The following is a 15080-nucleotide window of genomic DNA, read 5'->3' as shown; positions in this document are numbered from 1 at the left end:
CGCGATGAAGAAGCTCAAGGTCATGACCGTCGTCGGTACCCGGCCGGAGATCATCCGGCTGTCGCGCACGATCGTCGCGCTTGACCGGTACTGCGATCACACGCTGGTCCACACCGGCCAGAACTACGATTACGAGCTCAACCAGATCTTCTTCGACGATCTCGGTCTGCGTAAACCCGACGTATTTCTCGAAGCGGCCGGTGCGACCGGGGCGGAAACGATCGGCAACGTGATCGCCAGAGTAGACGGCGTGCTTGCCGAACACGCGCCTGACGCCCTGCTGGTCCTCGGCGACACGAACAGTTGCACAGCGGTGATTCCGGCCAAGCGACGGCAGGTGCCGACATTTCATATGGAAGCGGGTAACCGGTGCTTCGACCAGCGTGTTCCCGAGGAAATCAACCGCCGGATCGTCGACCACACCGCCGACGTGAACCTGACCTACAGCGACATCGCGCGGGATTACCTACTGCGCGAAGGGCTCGATCCGGCATTGGTGATAAAGACCGGCAGCCCGATGTTCGAGGTCCTGACCCATTTCCGCGACCGTATTGACGCATCCGAAGCCCTCGACCGGCTGGAACTTGCGGAAGGCGGTTACTTCCTCGTCAGCGCGCACCGCGAGGAGAACGTCGAGCCGGAGGGTGCGTTCCGCAAACTGGTCGCCGCGCTCAACACCGTTGCCGAGACGTTCGGCTTGCCAGTCATCGTGTCGACGCACCCGCGCACCCGTAACCGGATCGAGGCGGCCGGGATTTCCTTTGCCGACGGAGTGCGACTGATGAAGCCGCTCGGTTTCAGCGACTACAACCGGCTGCAGCTTGCCGCCAGGGCGGTCCTGTCGGACAGTGGCACGATCAGCGAAGAGGCCTCGATCCTCAACTTCCCGGCCCTGAACCTGCGCGAGGCGCACGAGCGGCCGGAAGGAATGGAGGAAGCTGCGGCGATGATGGTCGGGCTCGACGCCGAACGCATTCTGCAGGGCCTCGCGATCCTCGCCGATCAGCCCCGGGGCGACACGCGCCTTATCCGCCAGCCGGCCGATTATTCAATGCCCAACGTGTCGGACAAGGTCGTGCGGATCGTCCACAGCTACACCGATTACGTGAACCGGGTCGTCTGGAAGCGCTACTGACGCCGACTGTCCGCTGATGCGTCTCGCCCTCGTCACCGAAGCCTATCCGCCGCAGCGCTCGTCGGGTGCCGTGCAGATGCGCGATCTGGCGCGCGAATTCGCGCGCCAGGGACACCAACCCGTCGTGCTGATGCCGATGCCGGGTCAGGCGGAGTCGTGGACGTCGGCCAGCGACGAAGGGGTCGAGATTTACCGGTTGCGGGCACCGGAGATGAAGGACATTTCCTACACTCGGCGAACCGTGAACGAGTTCCTGATGCCCTTCGCCATGCGCCGGGCACTACGCGGTTCGCCGGTCGATTTGGCCGGGTTCGATGGAGTGGTGTGTTACTCTCCCTCGATTTTTCATGGTCCGCTGGTCCGCTCGCTCAAGACGGCGAGCGGGTGCCCGGCCTACCTGATCCTGCGCGACATATTCCCGCAGTGGATGCTCGACCTCGGCCTGATCCGACGTAACTGGCGGTTTCGCGTGCTGCAGGCAGTGGCCGACTACGAATACAGCCAGTGCGACGTGATCGGCATCCAGACGCCGGGCAACGCCGAGTTCGTTGCCGCGCACGCCCGCCGCGCGCGGGTCGAGGTGCTGCCCAACTGGCTGGCGCCGCCGATCCTTCGGCCGTGCTCGATAGACCTGTCGGTCGGGCCGCTCGCCGGTCGCAAGGTATTCGTATACGCCGGAAACATGGGCATTGCGCAGGGCATGGACAAAATGCTCGACCTCGCCCGCGAGCTTGATCGGCGCAGCGACATCGGTTTCCTGTTCGTCGGCCGGGGGAGCGAAGCGGCCCGCATGGCTGTCGCAGTCGAGAACGAGGGACTGGCGAACGTCGTCATGCACGACGAGATCGATCCGGACGAGATACCGGGCGTCTTTGCCCAGGCGCACGCCGGTCTGCTGACGCTGGCGCACGATCACCGGACCCATAACATTCCGGGGAAGTTCATCAGCTATATGCATTGCGGCCTTCCCGTGCTGGCGAGCGTCAACCCTGCGAACGACATCGTGTCGATGATCCGCGACCACGCGGTGGGTGCCGTGTCGGTCGATCCGACGGGCGCTGACCTCGCCACGCTTGCCGTGCGCTTGGTGGACGAGGCCGATGATCGGCACGCGATGACCGATCGTGCGCGCGCACTGGCACAGGACCAGTTTTCTGCGGCTGCGGCGGTGCGGCAAGTCGTCGCGGCCCTGTCGGCTGAGACGCGATGACCCTGTCTCGCCGCGCCCTGATAGCGACTGCGCCGATCGCCGGGCTGGCGTCGTCAGCGCCCGCGCTCGGTGCGGCGGGGCCTGTCGGGCCGGCTGCCGAAATTCGCACGTTCGAGAGCTTTGGTGCGAAGGGCGATGCGCCCGACGCGTCCGGACGGGGAACCGACGATACCCGGGCAATCCAGGCAGCGATCGACTGGGCATCGACTGGTGGAGGCCAGCGACTGCCGCGCGCCCTGATCATGGCCGATCGCGCCTACCTGTGCGGGCAGATCACGCTCTACCCGGCGACGACGATCATCGGCACGGGGCGCCAGACCTCGGCGTTCATCTGTCGCGACGGAACGCGCGGGGCTTGGTTCTCGACCCGCGGCAACGGCGCGCAGAAGGTCATGCTGTCGGGCTTTGCGCTCTACGGCCGCGGCCAGCGCGGGCTGGAAAGCGTGCTGGCGCTGGGCGATCAGGCGAACGAGGTGCCTTTGGGTACCGAGAGCATCATCGAGGGCCTCTGGCTGCGCGATGCGCCGGAAGCGATCGGGTTGGCGGTCGCCGGCAACGTCGCGCTGATCAATGACCTGACTGTCCAGAGCGTGCGGATCGGGATGCGCGGGCGCGGGGCGGCGAATCACATCCAGAACCTGTTCGTGATGCAGGCAGGCGAAGGCGCGCGCAGCCCGGCGACCGCGATCGGGGCCGACCTGTCCGGCTGGTTCGTGCGCGGGCTTCACGTCGAGGCGACTGTGGAGGCGGGCATTCCCCTGAGGCTGCGCGGGAACAGCCACGCCCTCCATGCCTTCATCGCCACGGTCGAAGGGTACGCGCCGAGCCACCTGATCGACATAGACGACAGCGAATATGACGAATGGTCGCTCGATGGGGTCGTGCTGTCGGAGAACCGCTACCAGGTTCGCAACGGCATTGTCCGGCGGCGCCAGGGCTTCGTCGGCGGCAAGAACGCGAAGGCCTTTTCGGGGCGGTCGATGCGTGCGCAGGCCGATGCCAAAGCAGGACCGCGCGCATCGGGTTCAGTCGCATTCTCGGTTACTCTAGAAGGAAGCGCGAACGGTTTGACCCACGCAATATCCGCGCTCGGCCGACCGGGCAGTGCACCACCCGACACGGCGGCCATTCGGGGCGCGAATCCCGTGCAGCGACGTGGCGGGGCCACGGGGGGAGCGTTTGTCGCCGGCGGACGGGTTGTCGGTTCTGCTCGCGACCAGTTCGAGATCGACGTCCCCGCCCCGGACCGCGATACAGCCGCCGGAACGGCGGGGCTCGAGCTCAATTCGTCGGGCTTGCCGCTTAACGTCAGGCTCGATTTCACGCGCGGGACCGTTGCGGTAGCCTTCAGCCACGCCCTTACGGGGGAACCGTTCGACCTCGGCTCGCTTGCACCTGGTCGGCGGATTTCCGTCGCGGTCGATCTCGGCCGTTAGTCGGATTCGATAGACAGTGCGTTACCGCGTCACTAGGGACGGCCCGCTGTCGTGCAGGGTCGGAAGGCCCGGGAGCTTGCCGGGCGCGCTGGGTGGAGCGCGCTGTGCAGGCGCATCCACGGCGCGGGGTATGCAACTCACGGTTTGGCTGTCGCAATGCAGATGATTTCAGTCGCGCGCGACCGGACGATGATGGAGCGCTTCTCGTTCCAGTTCTTCACCGGCCTGTTCGTCGCCGTCCTGATGCCCTCGACGCTCGTCTTTGCCGTGCGCGACCTCAGGATCAACGAGGCCGCGCTCAACAATACGATGATGGCGACGGCCGTGGCGTTCGTCGCGGGACTGGTCATGTCGCGGCGTATGCGCGGGTTCCCCGGATTCTCGCGCGTCGAGAGCGACCTTCCGCTGTACATCACGACCTACACCGCGGCGGCGGTGGTGCTGCTTGCCCTGCGCGTTCCGTATTCGGTCGTTGTCATGGTCTCGAGCTTCAGCCTCGCCTCGCTGATGGCGATGGTCTTTGCGACGTCGCTCGGCCGCGGACGGCGACCGACGTTTCGGCTGGTGCCTTACGGCAACATCGACCGGCTCGCATCCATCGAGTGGGCGCGGTTCGTGCCGATGGACAACCCGCAGTTCGATCCCAAGAAATGTGCCGATGGCCTCGTCGCCGACCTGCGGGCAGACCTGCCGGACGAATGGGAGCGCGCCTTGGCCGACGCTGCGCTGCACGGGTGCCCGGTCTATCACAGCAAGCAGGTCGAGGAAGTGCTGACCGGAAAAGTCGATATCGAGCACCTCTCCGAAAATTCGCTCGGCTCGCTGCTGCCCAACCGCGCATTCGGCGACGTGAAGTCGCTTGTCGACCGGGTGACAGCCTTGCTGGTTTTGCCGCTCCTGCTTCCGATCCTTCTTGGTACAGCGCTGGCGATCCGGCTCGATTCGCCGGGGCCGGTATTCTTCCGCCAGCCGCGGATCGGGCAAGGCGGCAAGATCTTCATAGTCTACAAATTCCGCTCGATGCGCGATCGCCACGATCGGAGCGACGAAAAGCAGGCTTCGATCACTGCCGCCGGTGACGACCGGATTACCCGGGTCGGCGCGGTCATCCGCCGGTTTCGCATCGACGAGCTTCCCCAGCTGTTCAACGTCCTGCGCGGCGAAATGAGCTGGGTCGGCCCGCGTCCCGAAGCGATCGCCCTGTCGCACTGGTACGAGGCGGAGCTGCCGTTCTATAGCTACCGGCACATCGTCAAGCCCGGGATCACCGGATGGGCGCAGGTCAACCAGGGCCATGTCGCCGATCTCAATTCGGTCCACGACAAGCTGCGGTTCGATTTCTACTACATCAAGAACTTCTCGCTCTGGCTCGACCTTCTGATCCTGTTGCGGACCGTGCGTATCGTGACGGGCGGTTTCGGCGTCAAATAACCTGAGCAGGGGCGGTGCGATCTTCGCGCCGCCCCGTCTTGCTGTCTGGCCCTTTCCTCGTGTGCTGCGCTTGTCAGCTCAGCGCGATATCCGGCGCGTCTTCCTGCTTCATGCCGACGACGTGGTAGCCCGCGTCGACGTGGTGCGTCTCTCCGGTGACCCCGCTCGCCAGGTCCGACAGCAGGTAGAGGCCCGCGCCCCCGACATCCTCGATCGTGACGTTGCGGCGGAGCGGCGAATTCAGCTCGTTCCACTTGAGGATGTAGCGGAAATCGCCGATCCCGCTCGCCGCCAGCGTCTTGATCGGGCCGGCGCTGATCGCGTTCACGCGAATGCCGTCGGGGCCGAGGTCGTTGGCGAGGTACTTCACGCTCGTTTCCAGCGCCGCCTTCGCCACGCCCATCACGTTGTAGTGCGGCACGACCTTTTCCGCGCCGTAATAGCTCAGGGTCAGGATGCTGCCTCCCGCGCTCATCATCTCCGACGCGCGCTTGGCCACCGCGACAAGGCTGTAGGCGCTGATGTTCATCGTCATCAGGAAGTTGTCGAGGCTGGTGTCGACGTACTTGCCGCGCAGTTCGTTCTTGTCGGAAAAGCCGATCGCGTGGACCACGAAGTCGAGGCTGTCCCAGCGCGCCTTCAGCGTATCGAACGCGGCATCGAGCGCGGCCATGTCGGACACGTCGCAATCGAAGCAGAAGTCGCTGCCGAGCTGCGCGGCGAGCGGGACCACCCGCTTGGCCAGCGCATCGCCCTGGTACGAGAACGCAAGCTCGGCGCCCTGTTCGGCCAGCTTCTGCGCGATACCCCAGGCCAGCGACTTGTCGTTGGCGAGGCCCATGATCAGCCCGCGCTTGCCCTGCATCAGCCCGCTCATCCGATTCCCTCTTGCTCCATCCGTGCCAGTTCCTTCGCCGCCGCCCGCCGTGCCCGGTCATCGGCCTGGCCGATCCGGTTTTCCGCCTCCTCGGGCGTCTCGGCGAGCGCGGCGTTGAGCTCGGCACCCACCACCATCCCTAGTCCGACGAGGTAGAAAAAGAAAAGAGCGATCATGATACCGGCGAGGCTCCCGTAGGTCGCATCGTAGCTGAAGAAGCTGCGGATCGCCGGGGGCAGGGCGACCGTGACGCCGATCCACCATAGCGTCGTAGCCAGCGCGCCGGGCCACTTGGGATAGCGCCGCTTGCGATAGGCCTTGGGCGTAAGCGTGTAGAACAGCAGGTAGAGCGATCCGAACAGCCCGAGCGCGGGCACGATGCGGGTCAGGCGCAGCGCATCGATCGCATCGCCAAGGCGCGGGATGTAGGCGTCGATCACTTCCTGCGCGGTGCCGATCAGCACCTGCGCGATCAGGCTGACCATCAGCAGCACCACCGCGCCGAAGATGACCCCCGCCGACCACAGCCGATACTTCCAGAACGCGTGGGTGGCGGGGGTGCCATAGGCGCGGCGCAGGATGTCGCGGATCGTCTCGATCAGGCTCGATACGGTCCACAGGCCGACGAGGCCGCCGAGCCACAAAAGCCACCCGCTGCGCGCCTCGACCACGGTGCGGGCGACCGGTTCGATCACCTCGCTCACGATCGGCGGGAGGGCGTAGAGCACGGTGGTGATGGTCGCGGCGCGCTCGCTCTCCTCGCCCAGGATCGAGAAGATCGCCGCACCCAGGATGAAGAACGGGAAGATCGCGATGATCGCCATGTAGGCAAGGTTGCCCGCGTGGATGAAGCCGTCGTTGTAGGCTCCGATCAGCACGCGCTTCGCGATCTCGAACACCTTTGTGCCGGGGCCGACCCGGCTGATCACCTCACTGCGGAAGCCGGGGCGGTGATGCAGCGCATCCTTGCGCCGCTCCTCGGGAGACAGCTTGAGGAGCGGCCGCTCGACCGGCGCGGACACAATGGTATCGAGAACCGGTTCTTCACTCATCGTCGGATGTGCTTGGCCTGCCGCTTCGCTGGTTGAGGCCGATCGCGTGTACGAACGACGACCCGTTCAAACCCCGAGCTTTGCCCGGGGGTTGCGTTCGTCCTGCCAACCGTCGAGCCGCTTGGCGAGTTCCGAGACATCGTCGGGCAGGTCGATCTCGAGCGTGACCAACTGGTCGCCGCGCTTGCCGTCCTTCTTCGTGAACCCCTTGCCGCCGAGCCGCATGGTCGTGCCGCTCGATGTGCCCGGCTTGATCGTCAGCATGACCGGGCCGTCGACGGTCGGCACCTTGACCTTTCCGCCGGCGACCGCCTCGGCCAGCGTGATCGGCAGGTCGAGCCGGATGTTGTCTCCGTCGCGGCGGAAGAACGGGTGCGGATCGACGGAAATCGTCACGATCCCGTCGCCCGCCCCGCCGTGCCCCGGCTCGCCTTTGCCCTTGAGGCGCATCTGGGTCCCGTCCTCGACCCCGGCGGGCAGCTTGAGATCGATCGTCTTGCCGTCGGCGAGCGTGATGCGCTGGTCCTTGCGTGCCGCCGCGTCGACGAAGGACACGCGCAGGCGATAGCCGATATCCGCGCCCTTCTGCGGCGGGGGCGGGCGACGCTGCTGGCCGAAGCCGCCGCCGCCGAATCCGCCGGCCCGCCCGGCGCGCGCGGCGCCGCCACCGAACAGCCCTTCGAAGAGATCACCGAGGTCTACCCCGTCGTTTCCGCCCATTCCGCGCAGGTCTTCGGGACGGAAGCCGCCGCCCTGAAACCCGCCGTTGAACCCGCCACCGAAGGGGCCGCCACTCCCGCCGCCCATGCCGCCGAACGGATTGGCGGGATTGCCCTCGCCGTCGATCTCGCCGCGGTCGTATTGGGCGCGCTTGGTGCTGTCGGACAGCAGGTCGTATGCCCGGGTCACTTCCGAAAATCGCTCGGAAGCCTTGGGGTTGTCCTTGTTGCGATCGGGGTGCAGCTCCTTCGCGAGCTTGCGATAGGCGGACTTGATGTCCTTTTCGCTCGCGCTGCGCGCTATTCCAAGGGTCGCATAGGGATCGGCCATGGCGTGTTAGCTAGGTGAGGCAGTGGACGCGCGCAAGAAGCGAGGCTTTCCTACAAGGCACACGGCGGTTAGACCGGCCCGGCCCATGACCTGTCCCGTCCCAACCGCTGCTGCCGTCCCCTGCCCGTTTTGGCGTATACTTCGTGTCACCTTCCAGGCAGCAACCCTATCGAATCCGGGAGAAGCGCATGACCGACGCTGAGCGGTCCATGCTGCCCGATTCGGACCCACTCGGCCTGTTCGGAACGTGGTTCGCAGAGGCGCGCGACCGCGAGCCGAACGATGCCAACGCGATGGCGCTCGCCACCGCCACGCCCGACGGGATGCCCTCGGTGCGGATGGTGTTGCTCAAGGACTGGGGCGAAAACGGTTTCACGTTCTACACCAACGCGCAGAGCCGCAAGGGGGCTGAGATCCTCGCCAATCCGCGCGCCGCGTTGCTGTTTCACTGGAAAAGCCTGCGCCGCCAGATCCGCATCGAAGGCCCGCTGACCGAGGTCTCGCCCGCAATGGCCGACGACTACTTCCACAGCCGCGCCTTCGTCAGCCAAGTGGGCAGCGCGGCGAGCGACCAGTCGCGTCCGCTCGCCGACCGGCAGACCTACCTCGACCGGGTCGAGGCGCTTGAGGATGCCTGCAAGGCCGCGGGTGAAGTGCCGCGTCCGCCGTACTGGACCGGCTTCACGCTCGCGCCCGAAGCCATCGAGTTCTGGCTCGACCGCCCCAATCGCCTCCACGACCGCCGCCGCTTCGTGCGAGACGGCGCGGGGTGGAGCAGCACGCTGCTCTACCCATGACGCCCGAAGCCCGCGCCGAGCGCGCCCGCCTGACCCGCAGCGCCGCCTTTGCCTCGATCGCGATGGCGCTGTTTCTCGGCGCTCTCAAGGGCTGGGCCGCGTGGAAGACCGGTTCGACCGCGATGCTCGGCAGCCTCGCCGATACCACGCTCGACCTCATCGCCAGCCTGGTGACCCTGTGGGGCGTGTGGTTCGCCGCCCAGCCCGCCGACCGCGAGCACCGCTGGGGCCATGGTAAGGGCGAGGCGCTGGCGGCGATCTTCCAGGTCATGCTGATCGCGATCTCGGCCTCCGCGATCGCCTTCCGCGCGATGACGCAGTTGCTCTCCGGCACCCACGATACGAGTGCGGCGAACGAAGGCATCGCGGTTTCGGTGATCGCGATCCTGGCGACGTTTGTTCTCCTCGCATGGCAGCGGCACGTGATTCGCAAGACCAGGTCGCTCGCGATCGCGACCGACAACCTGCACTACAAGTCGGACCTGTTTCTCAACCTCTCGGTCATCGCCGCGCTGGTGCTCGACCAGTATCTCGGTTTCGGGATGGCCGACCCGCTGTTCGGGCTCGGCATCGCGGCGTGGCTGCTGCTCGGCGCGTGGCGCGCGGCGAGCGAGGCGATCGACCAGCTGCTCGATCGCGAGTGGCCCGAGGAAAAGCGCCTGCAGTTCGTCGCCGCCGCCGCCGAGCATCCCGAGCTGTCGAACCTTCACGACCTCCGAACGCGGTCAGCCGGGGCGCACGATTTCGTGCAGTTCCACGTCGACCTGCCTGCGCACCTGACCGTTGGCGAGGCGCACGACATCATCGACCGTGTGGAAGAGGATCTCTGCCGCAAGTTCCCCGAGATGGAGCTGCTGATCCACATCGATCCGCAAGGCCACGTCGACGAGCCCGACAACCCGCTGGTCGAGGAAGACCAGTTTTCGCGGCTCGAAGGCGACGGGTGACCGGCCTGCCGTACTGGCAGGTCGACGCATTCGCCGACCGAGCGTTCAGCGGCAATCCGGCGGGGGTCGTGCTGCCCGGCCGCTCGCTGACCAGGGAAACGATGCAGGCCATCGCGGCCGAACTCGGCCTGCCGGCGACTGCGTTCGTGGAACCGGAGAATGGCGCGGGCGTGCGACCGATCCACTGGTTCGATGGCGCGCGGCCCATCGGCCTCTGCGGGCACGCGACGCTGGCGGCGGGGCACGTCGTCCTGTCGCAGGGCAAAGGGAATGCCCGTTTCGTAGCTCCCGACGGCAGGATGCTCGAAGTAACGGCCCACGGCGAACGGCGCGAGCTCGCGCTTCCAGCCATTTCTACTGCGCCGCGCGAGTTGCCCGAGCTCGCCGAGTTCCTCGGCGCCGAGCCGGTGGAGATGCACTTCAACGAAGACGGTTATGCCCTCGCGATCTACCGCTCGGCAGACGCGGTGGAACGTCTCGCGCCCGATTTCGCGGCCCTGCGCGGTCTCGGCTGGCAAGTCACTGCGACCGCCCCCGCACCGGCGGGAAGCGCCGAAGCCATCGTCAGCCGCGTCTTCACTCGCGTCGGCGGTGAGGACCAGGCGACCGGATCGGCCCATGCGGTGCTGACGCCTTACTGGGTCGAGCGACTGGGGATGCCGAGTTTCCTCGCCCGGCAGGCCAGTGCGCGCGGGGCCAGTTTTGGCTGCACCCTCGACGGCGACCTCGTGCGGCTGTCGGGCGGGTGCGTCACCGTGATCGAGGGAACGCTCTACCTGCCGGGGTAGAGTTCGACGACGTCGGCCAGTTCCTGCAGCATCGGCGGGCGCTCGGCATCGTCCGAATGGCCGAGGCGCACCACGGTCAGCTTCCGGTCGGGCGCGACGAGAACGTACTGGCCCATGTGGCCGATCATCGCGAACAGCGATTTCGGCCCTCGGTTCGCGAACAGCGGATCGTCGTCGCCCTTGACGGGCCGGTTGAGCCAGGTCTGCGCGCCGTAGTTGGCCTGACGCGGGCTCGGCGCGGTCATGAACTCGACCCAGCGCCGGGGCAGGATCTGCGTTCCGCGATACGAACCCTTGTTGCGCAGGAATTCGCCGAAGCGCGCCCAGTCGCGCGCGGTGCCATGCATCAGGCTGCCGCCGACCAGCGTGCCCGCCTGGTCGAATTCCGGCACCATCGAGGTCATGCCCAGCGGCCCGAACAATCGCGTCTGGAGGTAGTCGGCGACCGCCCGGCGGCGCAGCTCGGGATCGTCGCTGCGGGTCAGCACGCGCGCTGCGATGTCGGCGAGGATGACCGTCGTGTTGCTAGAATACTCGAACTTCGCGCCGGGCTCGGCCTCCAGCGGCTGGCTCTCGGCGAAGGTCGCCATGTCGTCGCGCCCGTCGAGGAACAGCATCCGCACTTCGCTCGATTCGTAGGGCACATCGCCCGATTCGGTGTGCCGCAGTCCGCTGCGCATCTGGAGGAGCTGGCGCAGCGTGATCTCGCCGCGCGGATCGCCCGATCGGCGCCAGCGGGGCAGCGGCGGCGCCCGGTCGAGCGTCAGGCGGCCGTCGGCCACCAGCAGTCCGATCATCGCGGCGGTCACGGTCTTCGCCATCGACCAGCTCACGAACCGCGTATCGGGTCCGTATCCGGGGGCATAGCGCTCCGCGGCGATGGTGCCGCCGTGCATCACGACGATCGCGCGCGTTTCGCCGAGGCCGTCCTTGGCGAACAGGTCGTCGATCTCGCGCGCGAGTTGTTCGTTCGGCGCGCCGGGGTTCGCTTTCACGGCGGCCAGCGCTTCCTTCGTAAGCGGCGGCGGGGCCGGGGCTTGCGACGAGCATCCGGCCAATACCAGCAGCAGGGCTGGCAGCGCGGCGAGGGCGGCGATAAGGGGCGGGGAGAGGCGCATCGGCGCGGCGGGCATTCGCACGGAGGAAATCGGGTTGGCAACGGCAAAGCGGACGAAGCGTCGGCTGTTCGGCGCAAATCGCCTCGTCTGGATCGGCGGGATCGTCGTCGCGTTGCTGGCGCTGTGGCTGGCGTTCGGCACCGCCGCGACCGGCTACGCCAACGCGGCGACCGCCTACAGCGCGCGGGTCGCCTGCTCGTGCCGCTTCGTCGCGGGCCGTCCGCTCGACGACTGCGCGAAGGACAAGATCGGGGGGATGGAACTGGTCTCGCTGTCCGAGGACGATTCGGCGAAGAGCGTGACCGCGCGGCTGCTGCTCGTCAGCGATACCGCGCGAATCAAGCCGGGTTACGGCTGCGTGCTAGATCCCTGGAACGACTGAACCGCGGCTTCGGTCGCGTCGATCCACCCGCCGCCGACCACCCGGTCGCCCGCATAGATCACCGCCGCCTGCCCCGGCGCGACGCCGAATTCGGGCGCGGCGAAGCGGATCGTCGTCGGCGCGCCGTCGCCCAGCGGCCCTGCCAGTGCGATCGGAACGGGCTTGGCGAGGCTGCGGACTTTCGCGGTGAGCGGCGTTTCGGGCAGCGGGCCGATGCGGTTGGTCTCGATCAGGTGCGCCGCCGCGACTCCGAGCATCGCCTTCGGCCCGACACGCACCTCGGCGCTGTCGGCGTCGATGCCGATCACGTAGAGCGGCTCGGGCTGGCCGCCGATCTCCAGCCCGCGGCGCTGGCCCACGGTGAAGTGGATGATCCCGCGATGAGTGCCGAGGGGCTCGCCGGTGGCGGCGTGGACGATTCGCCCCTCCTGCACACCCTCGGGCCGCAGCTTGCCGACGATCTTGGCGTAGTCGCCGTCGGGCACGAAGCAGATGTCCTGGCTGTCGGGCTTGGCCGCATTGCGCAGGCCAGCTGCCTCGGCGAGGCGGCGCACGTCGGCCTTCGGTAGCCCGCCCAACGGGAAGCGCAGGAATTCGAGCTGCGCGTCGGTCGTGCCGTAGAGGAAATAAGACTGGTCGCGCGCCGGATCGAAGGCGCGGTGAAGCTCGGGACCTGCGGTGCCGATGACGCGGCGCACATAGTGGCCGGTGGCAAGGCAATCGGCGCCCAGCTCGCGCGCCATGCGGAACAGGTCGGTGAACTTCGGGCCCATGTTGCAGCGGATGCAGGGGACCGGCGTGCGCCCGGCGAGGTAGTCGTCGGCGAACCGCTCGACCACGTCCTCGCGAAAGGCGCTCTCGTGGTCGAACACGTAGTGCGCGATGCCGAGCCGGTCGGCGACGGCGCGTGCATCGCGAATGTCGTCGCCTGCACAGCACGCGCCCTTGCGGCCCGTCGCCGCGCCGTAGTCGTAGAGCTGGAGGGTGACGCCGATCACTTCGGCGCCGCTCGCCGCGGCGAGCGCGGCGACGACCGACGAATCGACCCCGCCCGACATCGCGACAATGATGCGGCACGCATTCGCGGCGCGCGGCAGGTCGAACAGCGCAGCGGCGGCTGCGGGTTCCAGCAAGGGAGACAGGACGACGGCAGCGTTCACGGCGGCGCCCTTACACCGGAGAGGGAATATGCGCCAGTTTGCCGCCCCAGCGGTTCGTGCGGGTCCTAACCGAGGGTAAATGGCGGATTTACCGGTTCTTGACCGATGGCGGTCTAGAGCGGGTGCATGTTCGAAGCAGCCATCATGCCCGCCGCCGTCGGCCAGGGGGATCCGTTCCGCCCGCTCGACTGGAACGAGCTGGTCATACGATTCGCGGCGGCGCGCGACCTGCGCGCCCTCGTGAGCCGTCCGGCCGCGGCAGGCGGCAGCTTCCAGGGGCAGGCCGATTTTATCCTGCATGCCGAAAGGTTCGGCGAACCCCCTGTTAACCTCGGTGCTTTAGGAGGCGTGAAAGCGCTCGCGGCAATAATGTCCGCCACCGTGGACGACAGGGTCAAGGGCGCACAGGGAACGCAATGATCGAGAACCAGAAAATCCGTCCCGCTCAGGTCATCGGACCGCTCGGCGAGCCGCTGGGCATCGAGGACCTGCCGCCGCCGAACACCAAGCGGTGGGTCGTGCGCCGCAAGGCCGAGGTCGTGGCCGCGGTCAACGGCGGCCTGCTGTCGATCGACGACGTCCTCGAGCGCTATGGCCTGACGCTGGAAGAATTCGCCTCGTGGCAGCGCGCGGTCGACCGTTCGGGGATGCAGGGCCTTCGTGTCACGCGCATCCAGCACTATCGCGACCTTTACGAGCGCCAGCTGAAGTACTGATCCGGCCCGCTCTGCGGCTGAACCGAAGCCAAATACCCATAACCTCCTTCGCCCGCTCATCGCAGCCGGGGAACGCCTTGCCTTGAGCGCCGTTCATGTTCGCGTACGGAGCTTGATTCCGGGCGCAATGAAAAGAGGAGTGCCGCAATATGGGTTGGATCATTGCAATCATCGTCGGCGGTGTCGCAGGCTGGCTGGCCAGCATGGTCATGGCGCGCGACGCGTCGATGGGCATCATCATGAACATCATCGTCGGCATCGTCGGCGCCATCCTGGGCAACCTGCTTGCGGGTCCGCTGCTGGGCATCGACACCACGATCCAGACGTTCAACCTTCCGGGGTTCCTCGTCGCGATCGTCGGTGCGATCATCCTGCTCGCGATCGCCAACCTGGTGCAGCGCAAGCGCATCCGCTAACACCGACGCGGATGGAAATCAGGGCGGCGGAACTTCGGTTTCGCCGCCCTTTTTCGTGCGTATCGCGAGGTCGCTAGCCCGCGCGGAAGGTCATTGCGCCGCCGTTCATGCAATAGCGCTTGCCGGTCGGCTTCGGCCCGTCGTCGAACACGTGGCCGAGGTGTCCGCCGCAATCGGCGCACAGCACTTCGGTGCGCGGCATGCCGATCTTGTAGTCGGTGTCGGTCGCGATCGCGCCGGGCAGCGGCTTCCAGAAGCTCGGCCAGCCGGTCTTGCTGTCGAACTTGGTCGACGACGAATAGAGTTCGTTCGCGCAACCGGCGCACAGGAACGTGCCCTTGCGCTTTTCCTTGTCGAGCGGGTGGCTGAACGGCCGCTCGGTCCCCGCCTCGCGCAGGATCCAGTACTGGTTCTTCGTCAGCTTCGCCTTCCACTGGGCGTCGGTCAGCCCCTTGGGCCACGACTTCGCCTGCGCGGGCGAGCCGCCACAGGCGGCAAGCGCGGGAGCGATCGCCGTGGCGCCGAGCCACGACATCAGCGAGCGGCGGGTAGCGGTGGTCATGGA

The 15080-nt window shown here is 67.0% G+C and carries 17 protein-coding genes; 11 read left to right on the top strand and 6 right to left on the bottom strand.

Annotated elements, in window-relative coordinates; genetic code table 11:
* Positions 1 to 4 precede the first annotated feature (4 nt).
* The 4 genes from wecB (at position 5) to ACWPMX_RS12990 (ending at position 5212) form a co-directional block, all read left to right on the top strand.
* A complete protein-coding gene (gene wecB, locus ACWPMX_RS13005) occupies positions 5 to 1135 on the top strand; it encodes a non-hydrolyzing UDP-N-acetylglucosamine 2-epimerase (protein ID WP_455700419.1) in 1131 nt (376 codons plus the stop codon).
* A 16-nt stretch (positions 1136 to 1151) separates the two neighbouring features.
* On the top strand, positions 1152 to 2345 hold the full coding sequence (locus ACWPMX_RS13000) for a glycosyltransferase family 4 protein (protein ID WP_455700418.1): 1194 nt from the start codon (positions 1152 to 1154) through the stop codon (positions 2343 to 2345).
* A complete protein-coding gene (locus ACWPMX_RS12995; protein ID WP_455700417.1) occupies positions 2342 to 3781 on the top strand; it encodes a hypothetical protein in 1440 nt (479 codons plus the stop codon). The genes ACWPMX_RS13000 and ACWPMX_RS12995 overlap by 4 nt, the downstream gene beginning before the upstream one ends.
* A 156-nt stretch (positions 3782 to 3937) precedes the next feature.
* Positions 3938 to 5212 carry a sugar transferase gene (locus ACWPMX_RS12990; protein ID WP_455700416.1) on the top strand — a complete coding sequence of 425 codons (1275 nt, stop codon included), beginning with the start codon at positions 3938 to 3940 and terminating at the stop codon, positions 5210 to 5212.
* 73 nt (positions 5213 to 5285) lie between these two features.
* Here ACWPMX_RS12990 and fabI read toward each other — a convergent pair whose 3' ends face one another.
* From fabI to ACWPMX_RS12975, 3 genes are all read right to left on the bottom strand, one after another.
* Positions 5286 to 6089: an enoyl-ACP reductase FabI gene (gene fabI, locus ACWPMX_RS12985; protein WP_455700415.1), complete on the bottom strand. Its 804-nt coding sequence runs from the start codon at positions 6087 to 6089 to the stop codon at positions 5286 to 5288.
* Positions 6086 to 7141, bottom strand: a complete 1056-nt coding sequence (locus ACWPMX_RS12980) for a YihY/virulence factor BrkB family protein (RefSeq protein WP_455700414.1) — start codon at positions 7139 to 7141, stop codon at positions 6086 to 6088. The genes fabI and ACWPMX_RS12980 overlap by 4 nt, the downstream gene beginning before the upstream one ends.
* A gap of 66 nt (positions 7142 to 7207) precedes the next feature.
* Positions 7208 to 8191, bottom strand: a complete 984-nt coding sequence (locus ACWPMX_RS12975) for a DnaJ C-terminal domain-containing protein (RefSeq protein WP_455700413.1) — start codon at positions 8189 to 8191, stop codon at positions 7208 to 7210.
* Positions 8192 to 8379: 188 nt separating this feature from the next.
* Here ACWPMX_RS12975 and pdxH point away from each other — a divergent pair, with 188 nt between their 5' ends.
* From pdxH to ACWPMX_RS12960, 3 genes are read left to right on the top strand one after another with little or no spacing between them, the layout of a single operon-like run.
* Entirely contained in the window at positions 8380 to 8988 is a 609-nt protein-coding gene (gene pdxH, locus ACWPMX_RS12970; protein WP_455700412.1) for a pyridoxamine 5'-phosphate oxidase, read from the top strand.
* Positions 8985 to 9935: a cation diffusion facilitator family transporter gene (locus tag ACWPMX_RS12965; protein ID WP_455700411.1), complete on the top strand. Its 951-nt coding sequence runs from the start codon at positions 8985 to 8987 to the stop codon at positions 9933 to 9935. Before pdxH ends, ACWPMX_RS12965 begins: the two co-directional genes overlap by 4 nt.
* Entirely contained in the window at positions 9932 to 10723 is a 792-nt protein-coding gene (locus tag ACWPMX_RS12960) for a PhzF family phenazine biosynthesis protein (RefSeq protein ID WP_455700410.1), read from the top strand. Before ACWPMX_RS12965 ends, ACWPMX_RS12960 begins: the two co-directional genes overlap by 4 nt.
* Here ACWPMX_RS12960 and ACWPMX_RS12955 read toward each other — a convergent pair.
* Positions 10708 to 11841 (bottom strand): serine hydrolase domain-containing protein, encoded by a 1134-nt coding sequence (locus tag ACWPMX_RS12955; RefSeq protein WP_455700409.1) that lies wholly within the window; start codon positions 11839 to 11841, stop codon positions 10708 to 10710. The genes ACWPMX_RS12960 and ACWPMX_RS12955 overlap by 16 nt on opposite strands.
* Before the next feature lie 34 nt (positions 11842 to 11875).
* Here ACWPMX_RS12955 and ACWPMX_RS12950 point away from each other — a divergent pair, with 34 nt between their 5' ends.
* Positions 11876 to 12223, top strand: coding sequence for a hypothetical protein (locus ACWPMX_RS12950; protein ID WP_455700408.1), 348 nt, complete (start codon positions 11876 to 11878; stop codon positions 12221 to 12223).
* Here the strand turns inward: ACWPMX_RS12950 and mnmA are convergent.
* A complete protein-coding gene (gene mnmA / locus ACWPMX_RS12945; RefSeq protein ID WP_455700788.1) occupies positions 12190 to 13356 on the bottom strand; it encodes a tRNA 2-thiouridine(34) synthase MnmA in 1167 nt (388 codons plus the stop codon). The genes ACWPMX_RS12950 and mnmA overlap by 34 nt on opposite strands.
* A gap of 153 nt (positions 13357 to 13509) precedes the next feature.
* Here mnmA and ACWPMX_RS12940 point away from each other — a divergent pair, with 153 nt between their 5' ends.
* The 3 genes from ACWPMX_RS12940 (at position 13510) to ACWPMX_RS12930 (ending at position 14515) form a co-directional block, all read left to right on the top strand.
* Complete coding sequence (locus ACWPMX_RS12940) at positions 13510 to 13803, top strand: hypothetical protein (protein WP_455700407.1); 294 nt, start codon at positions 13510 to 13512, stop codon at positions 13801 to 13803.
* Positions 13800 to 14099, top strand: a complete 300-nt coding sequence (gene sciP, locus ACWPMX_RS12935) for a CtrA inhibitor SciP (protein ID WP_455700406.1) — start codon at positions 13800 to 13802, stop codon at positions 14097 to 14099. Before ACWPMX_RS12940 ends, sciP begins: the two co-directional genes overlap by 4 nt.
* Before the next feature lie 149 nt (positions 14100 to 14248).
* Positions 14249 to 14515 carry a GlsB/YeaQ/YmgE family stress response membrane protein gene (locus ACWPMX_RS12930; RefSeq protein WP_067675557.1) on the top strand — a complete coding sequence of 89 codons (267 nt, stop codon included), beginning with the start codon at positions 14249 to 14251 and terminating at the stop codon, positions 14513 to 14515.
* A gap of 73 nt (positions 14516 to 14588) precedes the next feature.
* Here the strand turns inward: ACWPMX_RS12930 and msrB are convergent, their stop codons facing one another.
* Entirely contained in the window at positions 14589 to 15077 is a 489-nt protein-coding gene (gene msrB / locus ACWPMX_RS12925; RefSeq protein WP_455700405.1) for a peptide-methionine (R)-S-oxide reductase MsrB, read from the bottom strand.
* Positions 15078 to 15080: the final 3 nt, after the last annotated feature.

This window comes from Tsuneonella sp. HG094, from assembly GCF_053819285.1.
This window is presented reverse-complemented; position numbering and strand designations above follow the sequence as displayed.

Bases quoted from the DNA above. Each gene is read 5' to 3' on its own strand.
- ACWPMX_RS12965 (WP_455700411.1), top strand. From the start codon at position 8,985: ATGACGCCCGAAGCCCGCGCCGAGCGCGCCCGCCTGACCCGCAGCGCC.
- wecB (WP_455700419.1), top strand. From the start codon at position 5: ATGAAGAAGCTCAAGGTCATGACCGTCGTCGGTACCCGGCCGGAGATC.
- ACWPMX_RS12930 (WP_067675557.1), top strand. From the start codon at position 14,249: ATGGGTTGGATCATTGCAATCATCGTCGGCGGTGTCGCAGGCTGGCTG.
- ACWPMX_RS12990 (WP_455700416.1), top strand. From the start codon at position 3,938: ATGCAGATGATTTCAGTCGCGCGCGACCGGACGATGATGGAGCGCTTC.
- ACWPMX_RS12980 (WP_455700414.1), bottom strand. From the start codon at position 7,141: ATGAGTGAAGAACCGGTTCTCGATACCATTGTGTCCGCGCCGGTCGAG.
- fabI (WP_455700415.1), bottom strand. From the start codon at position 6,089: ATGAGCGGGCTGATGCAGGGCAAGCGCGGGCTGATCATGGGCCTCGCC.
- msrB (WP_455700405.1), bottom strand. From the start codon at position 15,077: ATGACCACCGCTACCCGCCGCTCGCTGATGTCGTGGCTCGGCGCCACG.
- ACWPMX_RS12955 (WP_455700409.1), bottom strand. From the start codon at position 11,841: ATGCGCCTCTCCCCGCCCCTTATCGCCGCCCTCGCCGCGCTGCCAGCC.
- ACWPMX_RS13000 (WP_455700418.1), top strand. From the start codon at position 1,152: ATGCGTCTCGCCCTCGTCACCGAAGCCTATCCGCCGCAGCGCTCGTCG.
- pdxH (WP_455700412.1), top strand. From the start codon at position 8,380: ATGACCGACGCTGAGCGGTCCATGCTGCCCGATTCGGACCCACTCGGC.
- ACWPMX_RS12975 (WP_455700413.1), bottom strand. From the start codon at position 8,191: ATGGCCGATCCCTATGCGACCCTTGGAATAGCGCGCAGCGCGAGCGAA.
- ACWPMX_RS12995 (WP_455700417.1), top strand. From the start codon at position 2,342: ATGACCCTGTCTCGCCGCGCCCTGATAGCGACTGCGCCGATCGCCGGG.
- ACWPMX_RS12940 (WP_455700407.1), top strand. From the start codon at position 13,510: ATGTTCGAAGCAGCCATCATGCCCGCCGCCGTCGGCCAGGGGGATCCG.
- sciP (WP_455700406.1), top strand. From the start codon at position 13,800: ATGATCGAGAACCAGAAAATCCGTCCCGCTCAGGTCATCGGACCGCTC.